Source organism: Archangium primigenium, from assembly GCF_016904885.1.
Taxonomy (GTDB): domain Bacteria; phylum Myxococcota; class Myxococcia; order Myxococcales; family Myxococcaceae; genus Cystobacter; species Cystobacter primigenius.
The window spans coordinates 9,362,921-9,378,726 of sequence record NZ_JADWYI010000001.1 but is presented as its reverse complement, the minus strand read 5'-3'; the positions used below and the strand labels follow the sequence as shown (position 1 = coordinate 9,378,726).

The 15,806-nt window shown below is 71.2% G+C and carries 17 protein-coding genes; 10 read left to right on the top strand and 7 right to left on the bottom strand.

The window, feature by feature from the left end:
- The first annotated feature begins 113 nt into the window (after nucleotides 1-113).
- Complete coding sequence (locus tag I3V78_RS38400; RefSeq protein WP_204496126.1) at nucleotides 114-611, top strand: gluconokinase, GntK/IdnK-type; 498 nt, start codon at nucleotides 114-116, stop codon at nucleotides 609-611.
- Nucleotide 612: 1 nt separating this feature from the next.
- On the opposite strand, the gene I3V78_RS38395 is transcribed toward I3V78_RS38400, so the two are convergent.
- The 3 genes from I3V78_RS38395 to I3V78_RS38385 are packed head-to-tail and all read right to left on the bottom strand — an operon-like array spanning nucleotide 613 to nucleotide 3,795.
- Nucleotides 613-1,689: a hypothetical protein gene (locus I3V78_RS38395; RefSeq protein ID WP_204496125.1), complete on the bottom strand. Its 1,077-nt coding sequence runs from the start codon at nucleotides 1,687-1,689 to the stop codon at nucleotides 613-615.
- A 26-nt stretch (nucleotides 1,690-1,715) separates the two neighbouring features.
- Nucleotides 1,716-2,342, bottom strand: a complete 627-nt coding sequence (locus I3V78_RS38390; protein WP_204496124.1) for a hypothetical protein — start codon at nucleotides 2,340-2,342, stop codon at nucleotides 1,716-1,718.
- Nucleotides 2,343-2,352: 10 nt separating this feature from the next.
- Complete coding sequence (locus I3V78_RS38385; protein WP_204496122.1) at nucleotides 2,353-3,795, bottom strand: aldehyde dehydrogenase family protein; 1,443 nt, start codon at nucleotides 3,793-3,795, stop codon at nucleotides 2,353-2,355.
- 144 nt (nucleotides 3,796-3,939) lie between these two features.
- Between I3V78_RS38385 and I3V78_RS38380 the strand changes: the two genes are divergently transcribed.
- The 9 genes from I3V78_RS38380 (at nucleotide 3,940) to I3V78_RS38340 (ending at nucleotide 10,363) form a co-directional block, all read left to right on the top strand.
- Nucleotides 3,940-4,551, top strand: coding sequence for a phospholipase D-like domain-containing protein (locus tag I3V78_RS38380; RefSeq protein WP_204496121.1), 612 nt, complete (start codon nucleotides 3,940-3,942; stop codon nucleotides 4,549-4,551).
- A gap of 120 nt (nucleotides 4,552-4,671) precedes the next feature.
- Nucleotides 4,672-6,003 carry a sensor histidine kinase gene (locus I3V78_RS38375; RefSeq protein WP_204496119.1) on the top strand — a complete coding sequence of 444 codons (1,332 nt, stop codon included), beginning with the start codon at nucleotides 4,672-4,674 and terminating at the stop codon, nucleotides 6,001-6,003.
- Between the two features lie 96 nt (nucleotides 6,004-6,099).
- On the top strand, nucleotides 6,100-7,101 hold the full coding sequence (locus tag I3V78_RS38370; protein WP_204496117.1) for an acyl-CoA dehydrogenase family protein: 1,002 nt from the start codon (nucleotides 6,100-6,102) through the stop codon (nucleotides 7,099-7,101).
- Nucleotides 7,089-7,850, top strand: a complete 762-nt coding sequence (locus tag I3V78_RS38365; protein ID WP_204496116.1) for a PIG-L deacetylase family protein — start codon at nucleotides 7,089-7,091, stop codon at nucleotides 7,848-7,850. The genes I3V78_RS38370 and I3V78_RS38365 overlap by 13 nt, the downstream gene beginning before the upstream one ends.
- On the top strand, nucleotides 7,847-8,446 hold the full coding sequence (locus I3V78_RS38360) for a class I SAM-dependent methyltransferase (protein WP_204496114.1): 600 nt from the start codon (nucleotides 7,847-7,849) through the stop codon (nucleotides 8,444-8,446). Before I3V78_RS38365 ends, I3V78_RS38360 begins: the two co-directional genes overlap by 4 nt.
- Entirely contained in the window at nucleotides 8,443-9,096 is a 654-nt protein-coding gene (locus I3V78_RS38355) for a glycosyltransferase family 2 protein (protein WP_204496113.1), read from the top strand. The genes I3V78_RS38360 and I3V78_RS38355 overlap by 4 nt, the downstream gene beginning before the upstream one ends.
- Nucleotides 9,097-9,108: 12 nt before the next feature.
- On the top strand, nucleotides 9,109-9,582 hold the full coding sequence (locus I3V78_RS38350; RefSeq protein WP_204496112.1) for a hypothetical protein: 474 nt from the start codon (nucleotides 9,109-9,111) through the stop codon (nucleotides 9,580-9,582).
- A gap of 15 nt (nucleotides 9,583-9,597) precedes the next feature.
- Nucleotides 9,598-10,170: a hypothetical protein gene (locus I3V78_RS38345; protein WP_204496977.1), complete on the top strand. Its 573-nt coding sequence runs from the start codon at nucleotides 9,598-9,600 to the stop codon at nucleotides 10,168-10,170.
- Nucleotides 10,171-10,201: 31 nt separating this feature from the next.
- A complete protein-coding gene (locus tag I3V78_RS38340) occupies nucleotides 10,202-10,363 on the top strand; it encodes a hypothetical protein (protein ID WP_204496111.1) in 162 nt (53 codons plus the stop codon).
- Between the two features lie 51 nt (nucleotides 10,364-10,414).
- On the opposite strand, the gene I3V78_RS40425 is transcribed toward I3V78_RS38340, so the two are convergent.
- The 4 genes from I3V78_RS40425 to I3V78_RS38320 form a co-directional block, all read right to left on the bottom strand.
- Nucleotides 10,415-11,356: an IPT/TIG domain-containing protein gene (locus I3V78_RS40425; protein ID WP_420840466.1), complete on the bottom strand. Its 942-nt coding sequence runs from the start codon at nucleotides 11,354-11,356 to the stop codon at nucleotides 10,415-10,417.
- A 241-nt stretch (nucleotides 11,357-11,597) separates the two neighbouring features.
- A complete protein-coding gene (locus tag I3V78_RS38330) occupies nucleotides 11,598-12,422 on the bottom strand; it encodes a hypothetical protein (protein WP_204496110.1) in 825 nt (274 codons plus the stop codon).
- A gap of 114 nt (nucleotides 12,423-12,536) precedes the next feature.
- Nucleotides 12,537-13,613, bottom strand: a complete 1,077-nt coding sequence (locus I3V78_RS38325) for an IPT/TIG domain-containing protein (RefSeq protein ID WP_204496109.1) — start codon at nucleotides 13,611-13,613, stop codon at nucleotides 12,537-12,539.
- Between the two features lie 138 nt (nucleotides 13,614-13,751).
- A complete protein-coding gene (locus tag I3V78_RS38320) occupies nucleotides 13,752-15,800 on the bottom strand; it encodes a LamG-like jellyroll fold domain-containing protein (RefSeq protein WP_204496107.1) in 2,049 nt (682 codons plus the stop codon).
- Nucleotides 15,801-15,806: the final 6 nt, after the last annotated feature.

Genomic DNA, 15,806 nt, shown 5'->3' with positions numbered 1-15,806 from the left:
TTGCTCAAAACTTCGAGCTTCGTCGGGTTGGAATGGATCTCCCGCTCCAATCGTCCAGGGATGGGGGATGAGGACGGGGGTGGCGGCGCAGGGGCCGCGGGAGGAGCACACGCGTGGTGGTCATCGTGATGGGCGTATCCGGAGCGGGCAAGACGACGGTGGGCATGCACCTGGCGCAGGCGCTCGGGTGGACGTTCCGGGACGGGGACGACTACCACTCGCCGGAGAGCATCGAGAAGATGCGCGGCGGCACGGCGCTCACCGACGGGGACCGCGAGCCCTGGCTGGAGAAGATCCGCGCGTTCATCGCCGAGGCGCTCCAGGAGCAAAAGGGGCTCGTCCTGGCGTGCTCGGCGCTCAAGGAGTCCTACCGCCAGCGGCTGTCGGTGGATCCGGAGCACGAGCGGTGGGTGTTCCTGCACGCCTCGCGCGAGGTGCTGGCCGAGCGGCTGGCGAAGCGGCGCGGCCACTTCATGTCGGGCGGGCTGCTCGACAGCCAGTTGGCGACGCTGGAGGTGCCCGCGGTGGCGCTGTCGGTGGACGTGGCCGCCCCGCCAGACGAGGTGGTGGCCAGCATCGTCCAGGGGCTGGGCTTGAGCCCCCCGGCCTGACTCAGCCGCCGCCGGGGGCGCGCAAGGCGGGCCACACGAAGGGGGTGACGGTCCACCGCTCGCGCAGCCGCGCCTCCAGCCGGCCGAGGCTCGGGCCGAGCCCGGTGAAGGCGTCGAGCGGCTCGAGCGACTCGCGGCAGCGCGCCAGGTGGTGCAGGAGCGTGCCGCGCAGGGACGGGGCGCCCCCCGGGGGTGACTCCGCCTCCAGCTGACGCGGGGACAGGGCCTGCAGGAGCGTCACCGTGCGCGCGAGCACCACCGTGGCGCGGGCCCGGGCCCACTCGGCGTCCACCTGGGCCGTCGCGCAGCGCGAGGACAGGGCGAGCCGGTGGGTGATGTCCGCGCGGGCGCGCAGCTCCTCGGGCAGGGGCAGGGTGACGAGCCAGAGCAGGGCGTCATGCAGCGCGTGGCGCATGCCCGAGCCGCCGAGCCCCGGCAGCCGGGGGCCGCCGAGCGTGAGCAGCACGCCCGCGGGGGACAGCCCGCCCTGGGTGAAGGCGAGCAGGTCGCCCGGGTCCGCCAGGGCGCGCGCCACCGTCTCCAGGTCCGCGTGGGTGCCCGGGGCCACGGGCTCGTCCACCGCCTGGAGCCAGCGCTTGAGCCGGTCCTCGTGCTCGAGCAGCCAGCGCGCCTCCTCCATGCGCACGCGCTCGGGGCGGGGCGGCAGCGCCTGGCGCACCAGCTCGTAGTTGGCCTGGGCGCCCAGGGTGGAGGCGTGCAGCTGGCCGAGCATGCGCGCGGTGGCGAGCAGGCCCCCGGTGGCCGAGCGCGTGTCCCGGCCGCGCAACAGCTCCTCCAGGGTGCGGCCCGGGCCCGGGTCCTCCTGGAGGAAGAAGCGCGCGGCCACGTCGCCCGCGAGGAAGCGCGGCACCGCCTCCAGGCCGCGGTGGGTGAGGTACTGCGCGCCGGCCCAGTCGTCGAAGCCGCGCACGGGCTCCTCCGGGAAGTGCTTGAGCAGCACCCCGGGCACGGGGCCGCCGCGCACCTGGGCCCGCACCACGCCGCCCTCCAGCGTCTCGGGCGTGCCGAGCAGCACCGGACGGCCCCACGTGGCCGACAGGGCCCGTGCGGCCTGCACGAGCAGCGACGCCAGCTCCGGGGCGCTCAGGACCGCGGCTCCACCACCGCGCCCAGCCGCTCGAGCAGCTCCCGGTACCAGGCGAACGCCCGCGCGGCGTGTCCCGGCAGGGCGCGCGTGCCCCACACCACGGTGAGCGTGCGGCGCGTGTCCGCGTGGGTCTTGGTGCGCTGCGCGTCCTTCACCGCGTTGGCGCAGGGGCCCTCCGCGTCGAAGAGGCACAAGAGGCCCCCCAGGTCGATGCTCTGCCCGGAGGCGTTGAAGACATAGGTGCTGCCCGGCGGGGCCACGCCCACGCGCCAGGGCGCCCGGGCGCGCTCCGCGTCCACCACGCTGATGGGCAGGCCGCTGTGCAGCGACACCCCGTTGCACGCGTCCACCGCGGCGTTGATGGAGCCGAGCGCGCCCTCGCCCGCGGCGCGCACGAGGTACTCGGACGCCGGCTTGCCCCGGCCCGTGGGCTTGTAGCCCCCGTGGCGAAGCAAGTCCCTGACCGCGGTGCGCACCGCGTCGTCGGCGCGCAGGGGCGCGGGGAACTCGGAAGACAGCCCCGCGCGCAGCCACTCGGGCGAGGGGCTCTGGGCGAGCGGCGCGGGGAAGGTGGTCTCGAAGACCACCGCGTCCAGCAGGGGATGGGCGTCCAGGGTGAGCACGCCGGCCTCCTTACTCGAACAGGCGGCTGGCCAGCCGCACCATCTTCCGGCCCTTGCTCGTGTAGGGCGGGAAGAAGCGGTTGAGCAGGAAGAGCGGCCCCTGCTTGAGCACCGCGCGCTCGTGGCTGAACGTGCGGAAGCCGAACTCGCCGTGGTAGTTGCCCACGCCGCTCTCGCCCACGCCGCCAAAGGGCAATTCCGTGTTCGTCAGGTGCACCACCGTGGTGTTCACGCACGTGCCGCCCGCGCTCGTCTCCGCGAGCAGCCGCTCCACCGTGGGCGTCGCCTGGCTGAAGATGTAGAGCGCCAGCGGCTTGGTGCCCGCGCGGATGAGCCGGATGGCGTCGTCGAGCGACTCGTAGCGCAGCACCGGCAGCACCGGGCCGAAGATCTCCTCCTCCATGATGGCGGTGTCGGGCTTGACGTCCGCGAGCACCGTGGGCGCGATGTAGCGGCTGGCCGCGTCCACCTGGCCGCCCACCACCACGCGCACCCCTTGCGCCACCGAGCGCTCGAGCAGCCCGTTGACCCGGGCGAACTGCCCGTCATCCACCATGCGGCAGAAGTCCGCGCTCGCGCGGCGCGCCTCCTCGCTGCCTCCGTAGAAGCGCTCGATGGCCGCGCGCAGGTGGCCGAGCAGCGCCTCCTCGCGCGCCGCGGGCACCAGCACGTAGTCGGGCGCCACGCACGTCTGCCCGCCGTTGATGAACTTGCCGAAGACGATCCGCTCGGCGGTCGCCGCCAGGTCCGCCGTGTCGTCCACCACCACGGGCGACTTGCCGCCCAGCTCCAGCGTCACCCCGGCCAGGTGCCGCGCCGCCGCCTCCATCACCTTGCGCCCCACGCGCGCCCCGCCCGTGAAGAAGAAGTGGTCGAAGGGCAGCTCGAGCAGCGCCTGGCTCTCGCGCGCGCCCCCCTCCACCACCGCCACCTCGTTGACGGGGAACACGTCACGCATGAGCGCCGCCACGAAGGCGGACGTGTGGGGCGTCTTCTCGCTGGGCTTGAGGCACACGCAGTTGCCCGCGGCCACCGCGGCCACCAGCGGCGCCATCACCAGCTGGAAGGGGTAGTTCCACGGCGCCATGACGAGCACCACGCCCTTGGCCTCCGAGCGCACCTGGCTGCTCGTGCCGGTGAGCAACAGGGGCGTGCCCACCCGCCGCGGCTTCATCCACCCGCCCACGTGCTTGATGGCATGGTCGAGCTCCATGAGCACGAGCAGCATCTCCGTGGACTCCACCTCGGCCTCCGGCTTGCGGAAGTCCGCGTGCAGCGCCGCGTAGAGCGCCTCGCGCCGCGCCACCAGCGCCGCGCGCAGCTTCTTGAGCCGCTCCACCCGCTCCGCCGCGCTCGTGCGCGCCTGCTCCCAGCGCCGCGCGCGCAGCCGCTCGAACATCTCCTGGAAGGGGTTGGCTCGCGACTGCTCTTCCTTCGTGCTCACCACGCGCATCGCTTCCTCCTCGGGAAGAGTTCCCCCCGTCGTGTCTCAACCACTCCCAGGCTCTACGTCATCCTGACGGTTACCCCAATCCGCTCCGCCCCGGGGACTGTTGACGCCTGGACGCGCCCCGGCTCGATGTGCGAGCATGTAGGCATGCGTCCCATCCAGGCGGAGCTGCTCGCGGGCGGAGAGCTGTACCGGGAAGTGGTGCTCGAGCGGCTGGCGCACGCGCGCGAGTCGGTGTGGATCGCCACGGCGAACGTGAAGGCCATGTACGTGGAGCAGCGGGGCCGCTACGTGCCGCTCCTGGAGGTGCTGGACGGCCTGGCGGCGCGGGGCGTGGCGCTGCGGTTGCTCCACGCGGAGCTGCCCAGCCGGCCCTTCCGCGCGGAGTTCGATCGGCGCGCGCGGCTGGTGGCGGGGGGCCTCGGGCTCAAGGTGTGCCCGCGGGTGCACTTCAAGACGGTGCTGGTGGACGGGGCGTGGGCCTACCTGGGCAGCGCGAACCTCACCGGCGCGGGGCTCGGGGCCAAGGGCGAGGACGTGCGCAACTTCGAGCTGGGCTTCGTCACCGAGGACTTCGACGTCATCGACCGCACCACGGCGATGTTCGAGTCGGTGTGGAGCGGCGCGGAGTGCCAGGGCTGCCGGCTGCGCGCGGTGTGCCCGGACCCCATCCTCCCGCCGAGCGCCCGGGGGCAGCCCGCCCGCGCGCCCTCCGGCATCCGCCTGGGCAAGACGCGGCGCATCGTAAGAGCCCGCTAGAACGGGCCCGCTAGAACGGGCCCGCTGAAGCCGGGCGCGCTGGCTAAGAGGCGTGGGGTCGTGGAATAATCTGCCTACCCCGTATCTCGTGGGAACTCCCAGGGGGGTCCCTTCCGCGTCATGACGGCAGATTCGCTCACATCCAAGGCCCTGCTTCGGGTGAAGCGGAGGAACTACTTCGTCTGCGCGCTCTTCCTGGCGGCGGGCCTGGTGGTGCATTGCCTGGTGACGCGCACGGTCTCGCCGCCGCTCGTGATCATGCAGTGCCTCTGGGGAGCGAGCTACCTGCTGCTGGGCCTGGGGGTGGGGGCGGGGCTGTTCGCGCCGCAGGCGACGGCGGTGGTGGCGGGGTTCATCGCCCTGGTGGGGTCCGCGGCCTTCGTGACGCTGACGGGCGGGGTGCGGGGCCCCTACTTCCACGCCTTCGCCGCGCTGCCGCTCCTGGTGGCCATGTTCACGCCGGACGCGCGCCTCCCCACGGTGGTGAGCGGCGTGTCGACGATGGGCGCGGTGGCGCTCATGGGCCACTGGCACGAGATGCCGCTGACCACCGTGCTGCCGCAGGTGGCGGGCATCGGCCTGTTCGTGGGGCTGGCGCTCTTCAGCACGCGCACCTACCGGCGCATGGGCGAGGCGCAGCGCGTGGCCCACCGCGAGAAGCTGGAGATGCTCGAGCGGCTCGCCGAGAGCGAGCGCCGGCGGCGGCACGCGGAGCGCGAGCGCGCCGAGGTGGACCGGCTGGTGCTCGTGGGGCAGCTCGCCGCGGGCGTGGCGCACGAGGTGAACAACCCCCTGGCCTTCGTGAAGGCCAACCTCAACTACCTGGAGCACGAGGTGCGCGGCGAGGAGCTGCCGCGCGTGCGCGACGAGCTGCTCCAGGTCATCTCCGAGACGCAGCAGGGCGTCTTGCGCATCCAGCAGATCGTCATGGACCTGAGGGGCTTCTCGCGCGCGGGCGGCCCCTGCGAGGAGCGCGGCGGGGCGCTGGAGGTCGCGCTGCCGGAGGCCACGCGCATGGCCTCGGTGCGCCTGCGCGAGCGGGGCGAGGTGTCGCTGGCGCTCGAGCCGGGCCTGCCGCTCGTGCGCCTGGGGCACCGGCACATCGTGCAGGTGGTGCTCAACCTGCTCATCAACGCGGCGGACGCGGTGGAGATGTGCCAGACGCGCTGCCTGGCCCACATCGCCGTGCGCGCGTGGCGGGTGGAGGAGGGCGTGCGCCTGGAGGTGGACGACAACGGCCCGGGCATCCCCGCGGACGTGCTGCCCCGGCTCTTCGAGCCCTTCTTCACCACCAAGCCGCCCGGAAAGGGCACGGGCCTGGGGCTCGCGCTGTGCCGGGAGTTCGTCTCACGCAGCGGCGGCACGCTCCACGCGGAGAATCGCCCCGGCGGCGGCGCGCGCTTCGTCATCGTCCTGCCCGTGAGCGAGGAGTCCCGCCCCCTCGCCATGTGAGGCCCGTGGCACCCGCCCCTCCGCGTTCTTACCTTGAACGACGGTGTGGGTTCTGGACGGGTGAGGCGGGTGGCCGTGGAAAAACTTTTCTCAGACATGTCCCTCGACGCGGTCCTCGCGGGACTGGACACGGACCCGGGCGAGCACGGTCCGGGCCGGTGGCTCGGGCAGCTCGTCACGAGCGGGCTCGGTCGGCTGCCCCTGCCCGGTCACGGCCGGACCCTGAGCCGCTGGCGCGCGCTGGCCTCCGTGGCGGCCTTCGACCTGGGACTCGTGAAGCTCTATGAGGGCCACACGGATGCGCTGGCCATCCTCGCCGAGCTGGGCGCGGACGCGCCGCCCAAGGGCAGCACCTGGGGCGTGTGGGCGGCCGAGCCTCCCCAGGCGCGACTCCAGCTCACCGAGCGGCCAGACGGTGGCGTGACGCTGTCGGGGCGCAAGATGTGGTGCTCGGGCGCGGCGAGCGTCAGCCACGCGCTGGTGACGGCCTGGGACGAGGCGGGCCGGCAGTGCCTGGTGGCCGTGGCGCTCGAGCAGCCCGGGGTGCGGGTGACGCACGAGGGCTGGAACGCGGTGGGCATGGCCTCCACGGCGAGCGTGGACGTGCTCTTCGACAACGCTCCGGGCACGCGCGTGGGCGCGCCGGGGGGCTACGTGAAGCGGCCGGGCTTCTGGCAGGGCGGCGCGGGCATCGCGGCGTGCTGGTATGGCGCGGCCATGGCGGTGGGCGAGGCCCTGCGCGGCCACTGCCTGCGGCGCGAGGAGCCCCATGCGCGCGCGCACCTGGGCGCGGTGGACACGGCGCTCGTGTGCGCCCGGGCGGCCCTGCGCGAGGCGGCGGTGTGGATCGACGCCCACCCCCGGGATGACGCGGAGCTGGTGGCGCGGCGCGCGCGCGCGGGCGTGGAGGCCGCGGTGGAGGAGGTGCTGCACCACGCGGGCCGCGCGCTGGGCGCCGGGCCCTACTGCCGGGACGCGCGCATGGCCCGGCGACTGGCGGACCTGCCCGTCTTCGTGCGCCAGAGCCACGCGGAGCGGGACCTGGACGCGCAGGCGGGCCAGGTGGTGGTGCAGGGGGAGGGCCTATGGACGCTGTGAACTCGCGGCGCATCGTGGGCGAGGGCACCTCGGCGCGGGAGTGGGCGTCGTGGTCCGGCCTGGAGCTCTTGCCCGCGGTGGATCCCGCCACGCTCGTGCCCCGTGGACGCCGGGCCATCATCGTGGCGCCTCACCCGGACGACGAGGTGCTGGGCACGGGCGGCCTGCTCGCGCGGCTCGGCCGGCTCGGGCGGGAGGTGGTGCTCGTCGCCGTCACGGACGGCACGGCGAGCCATCCAGGCTCCTCGCTGTGGCCCGTGGACCGGCTCGCGACGGCGCGCCCCCGCGAGACCCAGGAGGCGCTGCTGCGCCTGGGGCTGGCCGGGGTTGACGTGGAGCGGCTGGAGATTCCCGACGGCGGCATCACGGCGCACGAGTCGCGGCTCATGGGGCTGCTCGGCGAGCGGCTCCAGCCGGGGGACGTGGTGTTCGCGACCTGGAGGCTGGACGGGCACCCGGACCACGAGGCGGTGGGGCGGGCCGCGTTCCGCGCGTGCGCGGCGCTGGAGGCGCACCTGGTGGAAGTGCCCATCTGGACCTGGCACTGGGCGAAGCCCGGGGACGCGCGGGTGCCCTGGTCGCGCGCGCGGCGCATCCTCCTGGACGAGCCCACGCTCACGCTCAAGCGCCGGGCCACGGCGGCCTACGTGAGCCAGTTGGACCCGGACCCGTCCACGGGCAAGGCCCCCATCCTGCCGCCCTACGTGCTGGCGCGGCTGCTGCGTCCTTTCGAGGTGGTCCTCACATGAGCGTGTCCATGCAGCACTTCGAGCGCATGTACGCGGCGAGCGAGGACCCGTGGGAGTACCGGCGGCGCTGGTACGAGCGGCGCAAGCGGGCGCTGACGCTCGCGGTGCTGCCGCACGCCCGTTATGCCCGCGCGTTCGAGCCGGGCTGCTCCATTGGCGAATCGAGCGGGGAGCTGGCGGAGCGGTGCGACGAATTGCTCGTGAGTGACGGGAGCGAGGCGGCGGTGCGCGTGGCGGCGCGGCGGCTCGCGCCCCTGTCGCACGTGCGCGTGGAGCGGCGGCTCCTGCCCGCGGAGTGGCCCGAGGGCCGCTTCGACCTGATTGTCATTGGCGAGTTCGGCTACTACCTGGACGCCGGGGAGCTGCGGCTCGTGCGCGAGCGCGCGGTGCAATCGCTGACGCCGGGCGGGGTGCTGGTGGCCTGCCATTGGCGGCACCGGATCGCCGAGGCCCCGCTCACGGGGGACGAGGTGCACGCGATGCTCGGGGAGGGCGAGGGGCTGCACCGCCTGTCGCGGCTCGCGGAGGAGGACTTCCTCCTGGAGACGTGGTCGTTGGACCCGGCGTCGGTGGCGAGGCGGGAGCACCTCGTATGATCGGGGTGGTGATTCCGGCGCACGACGAGGAGGAGCGGTTGGAGGCGTGCCTGGCCTCGGTCCTGTGCGCGTCCCGGCACCCGGCGCTCGGCGGCGAGCCGGTGCGGGTGATGGTCGTGCTGGATGACTGCTCGGACGGCTCCGCGCGCGTGGCGTGGGAGTGGGGCGTGCGCATCCTGTGCGTGGAGGCGCGCAACGTGGGCAAGACCCGCGCGGTGGGCTCCGAGTGGCTCTTGTCCCACGGCGCGCGGTGGCTGGCGCACACGGACGCGGACACGCAGGTGCATCCGGACTGGCTCGCGGTGCAGCTCGCGCTGGGGGCGGATGCGGTGTGCGGCGTGGTGGAAGTGGACGACTGGTCCGTGCACGCGGCGCGTGTGCGCCAGCGCTACGAGGCGGCGTACGTGGACGCGGATGGGCACTCCCACATCCACGGGGCGAACCTGGGGGTGAGCGCGGCGGCGTACGCGCGGGCGGGAGGGTTTCCGGCGCTGGCGGCGCACGAGGACGTGGCGCTCGTGCGGGCGCTGGAGCGCACGGGGGCGGACATCGCGTGGAGCGCGCGCTGCCGGGTGCGAACGAGTTCCCGGAAGGACGCCCGGGCCCGGGGAGGCTTTGGCGACTACCTGTGTGGCCTCGCGGCGGAATAGTCTTCCGCCACGATGCGCCTGCGCGAACCGTTGCTGCTCCTCGTCCTGGCTTCGGGCTGTGCGTCCACGGTGACGGGCCGGATACAGCCCGTGCATTTCCAGTTCACCACGATCGTTTCCCACTCGGGTGCGGGGTCGGGTGGATGGCGCGTGGCCTGTGTTCATGCGCGGATCAACAATGGCGGTACCCATGAGTCCTATACGTGCCCGATTGGCGTCGAGATGCCCGTGGCCAACACCGAACTCGGGCTCATGTCCACCGCTGTCGCTCAGCGCATCGCGGCGGACTGCGCCAACGAGGCTGCCTATGCGGTCCTCTCGTCAATGACACGGGTGATTCCACCTCCGCTCTACACCCTCTGCACCAGTGTCCGGACTGCGTACGACACGCGGCTGAGCGCCGCGGTCATAGGCTCGCGGGTCATGCGGACGTGTGACCCTCGGGCGAAGCCGGTGGTTTTTGGCATCCCCGCGCCTGGTGCCTGACGGACGGAGAATCACGTGAGCCCTTCGACCGAAGAATTGCTGGCGACCGTTCAGCGCTACTACGAATCAGGCAGTCAACTTCACTCCGCCTTGGCGATGAGCCCAGAAACCGAGCAGCGCCAGGCGAAGTGGACGCAGTGGCTGGAGGACATGGCGCCCTGGAGGCAGTTCAGGGCCCATTTGAGCCAGGCGCTTCCGTCGTTCCTCATCGGGGAGACATACTCGACGCACGACGGAGGTCCCCGCTGCATCGTCTACCCGCCGAAGGCCGCGCTGGCTCCCACTTCCAATTGGATTGTCGTGGGCTGTGTCAGCCTGCTGGCGCCTGTCTACGTCGTGCATGGTGTGGTGTGTGACGGCATCGACGGTCGCTTGCGGAACCCCGTCGTCAGCTTCGAGCCGCCTCCACCCGACATGGCGATTCCGGCGCGGATGGTCGCCAGGACGATCGAGACCGTGTTCGGCTACAGCGCGGTTCCTCGTGAAACCTTGGAAACGCCCGTGCCGCTTGTCGCGGGTTCGAGGGAGCCCCCGGACACCACGCTCTTCCATACGCTGTTCACCAACGAGCCCGCGCGCCTTCCTTGATGACCTGCGTGCTGGAAATTGGCTCGCACTGGTGGCGCACGAGGACGTGGCGCTCGTGCGGGCGCTGGATCGCACGGGGGCGGACATCGCGTGGAGCGCGCGCTGCCGGGTGCGCACAAGCTCCCGGGAGGATGCCCGGGCCCGAGGAGGCTTTGGCGACTACCTGTGTGGCCTCGCGGCGGACCCGGGCTGAAACACGCTCAAGGGCGCTGGACTGTTCGTGACCCGAGCGTGAGAGGGGTTCTCACCGGACAACTGTCCGGAGGCGGGCGGCCGAGTAAGACCCAGGGACGCTACGACACCCCGCTGTCGGGAGATCCTGCTGTCCTGTTTGTTGAACGGTCACGACGTGATTGCCGCTCCCCAGCTGAAGTGTCCGACGCATGGTCCACGGACACCACCAACCTGCGGTACTCGCGCCTGTTCCACACCCCACCATCACATCGCCATACGTAGGATCTCCATGAGCCACGTTGTCAACGAGAAAGCGAAAGCCGCAATGGGAGGCATTGCCATGGTTGCCTGCAAGCCCGCTGATGGAGCCATTGGCTTCGAAGTCAATCGTTGAGGCGCGGGGCAGCGTGAAGTTGATGGTCGTTCCAGGCACGGAGGTCCATTGCAATCCACGGGTCTCGACAACGCCAATCTGTTGCGCCGTATAGATGGCGGTGATGATGCCCGACACACCCTGCGGTCCAACAGGGCCTTGAGGGCCCACGTCACCCTTGGGCCCTTGGGGGCCTGTTGCTCCGGTCGCGCCTGTGGAGCCCATGGGCCCTGTCGGACCTGGGATACCTTGCGGGCCCGTGTCTCCCTTGGCGCCCTGCGGTCCCGTGGCACCGGTCGCCCCTGTGTGGCCCTGAGGCCCCTGGCTACCCGTGTTTCCCTTGAGGCCTTGGGGGCCCGGAGGGCCCACGGGCCCGCGAGGCCCTGTTGCTCCCAAGGTGATGACGAGCACATCGTTCTGGGTGGGGGTGTTCCCCGTGGTCACCTTCAGCTGGTACGAGCCCACGGCGCCGAGGAAGGTCGCCGGAAGCGAGGCGACGAGTTCCGTGTCCGAGATGGACAGCACGGTGGTATCGGTTCCCGCCAGCGTGACGGCGGTGTTCGAGCCGTTGGTGAAGTTCTCGCCATGGATGTAGAGCGTGGAGCCCACGTAATCCACATCCACGCCGAGGATGACCATCTGCGGAACGGTCTGGGCCTGCGCCGCGCCAGACGCGAGGAGGCTCACCGAGAGACCACCGGACACAAGGGTATTGAGAACCAGCGCCAGGGCTGGAGCGTGACGAGTCACTGGAATGGCTCACTTCTGGGTGTGGGCGCTCCATGTCTGAGCGCGTGAGAGGGGTTGCATTGTGGATAGGGGTTCACTCCCTGTCCAGGACGAGCGGACGCCAAGGCCCCCGAACGCCTGCCTGCCACCCTCAGTCGTGGGGCGGCCGGTCCCGCCGCGCCAATGCCCTGTCCCAGGCGCTCAACTGTGTGGCGACTGTGTATTTGTTCCCGCTGGAAACATCATCGAAGTCCGCTGTCGGGAGCGCGAGAAGGCGCTCACGCAGGACGCGCGGGTCACTGAGTTGTTCTCGGTGCCGGAGCCCGGTGTCCATCTTGACCAGGATCGGAATCAACCGGAGCAAGGCCTCCAGGCAGTCCTCTCGGGTCGCGCGCGCCATGCGCTCCACCATCAACGTCAGATGCTCGCGGACCGAAGCGGGACCTCCGGGGCACCAGGCATCCATCGTCTCCCGGTAGAGATAGGCGATGAGTTCATCAAGCGTGTGGTGGGTGTCGGCAACCCTGTACGCGTAACGCGGGAGCCGCAGGACGTCCCAGAAGCGCAGCAGCGCGGCGAGCCGCCTGGCCATGCGGTGCGCGCTTCGAAGTGGCAGCGGAGCGACGGCATGGTCGAGGGCACCCCACGGAGTGCTCAGACAGAAGGTCTCGAACGCCTCTTCCATGAGCGAACTCGCCTCGTCCGGGACGCCGTCATTCATGCTCGGGAAGACGCCATGGAGCAGGTGAGGACGCCAGCGCTCGTGGGGGTTGATGTCGAATTCCGCCCCCGAGTGCATGAGCAACAACCCACCCGGCGGTACCTGGATCATGCGCTTGGGCTGGGTGAAGCCACCCGTCTTGAGGTACTCCCGGGCCCACGCCTTGCCTTGCGCCCTCACGTCGCGGCGGATGGCGCCCAGATGTCCGTGGAGCATCGCGGGGAACTCGAGCACCAGGGCTGAAGGCGCGGGCATGCCCTTGGCCCTACCATGGCGCTCTCAAGAGCCTCAAGCGTCACGTCCCGCGCCTGCTCCGCTCCCGATGGGGCTCGGTGCATGGGGGCCCGCATCGGGTGTGGCGCCTGAACTTCAGCGCACGGTCATCCGGAGGCGCGTGGCGGAGTCGTCCTTGGCCTCGCTGCTGCATCCGGCGGTCGTGTTCGCCCAACCGGTCTGCTGAACCGTCACGACGTGGTTGCCGCTCTCCAGTTGAAGCGTCCGGCGCATCATCCAGGGGCACCACCACCCCGCGCTGGTCGCACCCGCTCCACACCCCACGAGCACGTCGCCGTACTGGGTCGTGCCATAGGTGACGTTGTCGACCATGAAGCGGAAGCCACAATGCGAGGCATTGCCTCGGTTGCCCTCAATGCCCTGAATCGAGCCATTGGCCTCGAAGTCGACCGTCGCGGCCTGGGGCAGGATGAAGTTGATGGTCGTGCCAGGGACGGACGTCCATCGATATCCCGTCACCCTGACGTCGCTGGTCTGCTGAGCTGTATAGATGGCGGTGATGATGCCCGAGGTGCCCTGCGGACCCACGGGGCCTTGCGGACCCACGGGCCCCTGCGCGCCCGTGTCTCCCTTGGCGCCCTGGAGCCCCGTGGCGCCCGTGAGGCCTGTCTGCCCGGTGGGGCCCGCGATACCTTGCGGCCCCGTGTCTCCCTTCAACCCCTGCGGCCCCGTGGCGCCCGTCTCGCCCTTGAGCCCTTGCGGCCCCTGGGAACCCGCGTTCCCCTGAGCACCCTGAGCACCCTGAGCACCCTGCGCACCCGGAGGTCCCACGGGTCCGCGAGGCCCCGAGGCGCCCAGGGTGAGGGCGAACACATCGTTCTGGGCGGGGATGCTCCCCGTGGTCACCTTGAGTTGATACGAGCCCACGGCTCCCATCAGGGTCGGAGGCAGCGAGACGACGAGCTCCGTGTCCGAGAGGGACAGCACGGGGGCGTGGGTTCCCGCCAGTGTGACGGCGGGGTTCGAGCCATACGTGAAGTTCTCCCCATGGACGTAGAGCGTGGAGCCCGCGTAGTCCACATCCACGCCGAGGATGACGAGTTGCGGAGCGGTCTGGGCGTGGACCGTGCTGGAAGCCAGGAGGCCCAGCGAGAGGCTTCCGGACACAAGGGTATTGAGGACCAGCACCAGCGCTGGAGTCGAATGATTCATCGAGAGGGCTCGCTTTGGAGGGCGCCACGTCTGGGCGCGGGGGGGCCTCTCAGTGTGGATGGATTTGACGCCCTGTCCAAAAGATCGTGAAGACAACCGCGCCCGGAGCGGCGTCCGGGCGCGGCATGTCCTCTCACCTCAGCTCGGGCAGTTCGCGGGCTTGTGCGACGCCACCACGGCGAGCTGGGCGACCACGAGCGTGCACTTGGCGACGATGAGGGCCTCCTCGGCGCCCGGCACCAGCAGGCCCACGAGCTCGATGATCACCTGCGCCACCATCCACAGGAAGTCCCACCAGGACACCCCGTCGAGCACCGCCTTCACGAAGGCGGTCAGTCCGCCGTTGTCGTAGATGGCCTTGACCAGCGCGACGATCGACTTGGAGGTGAGGGTGCCCTCGATGACCTTGCCCACCGCCTTCCAGATGGCGGCCTTGCCCAGCAGCTTCTGCAGTGCCTTGACCGCGACGCCGCGGCTGAGCGGGATGCCCATGATGCCGAGCAGGCCGAACAAGGCCGTGGCCGTGAAGTCGACCACCCAGTTCGTGCACGAGTCGAGTCGGGAGTTCGTGACGGCGCGCCGGTGGATGGCCTCGGGGCCGTTCTCCGCGTAGTAGAAGGTGATCCACTCGTTGCCCTGCTGCTCGGTGTGCACGATGCCCGTGAGGTCCGGGTTGCCCGCGCGGCCCCGGGCGAAGCGCGCCTTGAGCTGCGCCTCCAGATCGGGTCCCAGGGTCGCCACGCGCGGATCGTTGCCCGCCTGGGCCAGGGAGCCCCGGAGGCTCTGCAGCAGGTCGTTCTCCTTCTGCTGCGAGTAGAGGGCCGGGTCCGCCGTGGGCGGGTTCTGGGGACGCAGGTTCTTCAACGACTGACGCCGCTTGGGCTGGGCCACGAGCATCTGGGGCGCCGGCGTCGTGCTGGTCGCGGGCCAGAGCATGTCCTGGACGGAGGCGCCTCCCGCCAGGGTGAGCGTCGAGCCGCTGACGACGTCCAGGGGCGGGTTCTGCGTGAAATCACAGACGGCCACCGGGTCGATGTCCTGCATGGGGAACCAGGGCATCAGGCATGCCTGGATGTCCTCGCCCGGCAGCGCGATGGGCCAGAACGCCACGTTCTGCACCGAGCCGCGGAAGACCCCCGTGGCGCCGCCGCCCGACGCGGGCACGCCGCCCACGGTGAGCGAGGGCGTGCTCAGCGAGAACGTCACGCCCTGCATGCTGTGCTCGATGAGCGTGCCGTCCAGGTAGATGTAGGCATCGCCGCCGCTCACCCAGGTCGCGGCCAGGTTGTGCCAGCCCGCGAGCGTCAGGTTGCTCGTGCCGAAGGCGTAGTTCGCCATCGCCGCGCTGAGGGCCCACGTCCCGTTGCCCTGGGGGGTGACGGTGAGGCGGGTGTTGTTGGGCGTGCTCGTCACGAGCACGAGCGTCTGCTCCTGGCCGACCTGGGCGGACGAGACGCTCGGCGGGAAGTAGAACCAGCCCTGGAGCGTCACCGCGTTGGTACTCGTCTGGATGATGGGCGTCATGCTCGCCGTGCCAGAGGCACCCAGCACGAGGCCCGGGGTGGTGAGGCTCGGCGTGGCGCCGTTGATCGCCACGGGCGTGGGCGCGCCGATGATGGCCGCCGGCACCTGTCCCCAGTCCCAGGTGCTCTGGGTGGCGAAGGGGGCCGTGCCCGTGGTGCCAAAGCGCGTGTTGACGACCTGGTCCACGTCCACCGCGGTGTCCGTCAGCCAGACGCGGCGCACCGCCACCGCCTGGCTCACCGCTCCGACGACGAGGTGGGGCGGGGCGCCGCTGGCGGGCGTGGCGGGGCTGATCGACGCCTGCTCGACGCAGGCGCCATCCACATAGAACGCCAGGGTGCTGTTGGCGCCGTTCTGCCCGGGCGTGTAGATGGCCGCGAGCTGGTGGAACTGTCCGGCCGGCAGCGCCTGGGCCATGCGCAGGGCGACGGTGCCGCCGCGCATCGTCACGGTGGCGCGCCGCTCGTAGAAGGAGAAGCCGAACAGGTCGCCCTGGGACAGGACGGTGACGGTGTCCTGGGTGGTGGGCACCTGGAACCACCCGGAGACCGTGAAGGCACCGAGCCCATCGAGCGACTGGACGGGAACGCCGAGATCCATCTGCTGGCCGGCGGACATGGAGAGAACACCCGCGAAGTTCGCGGGAAGCTGGGTCTGGGGCATGGGGGC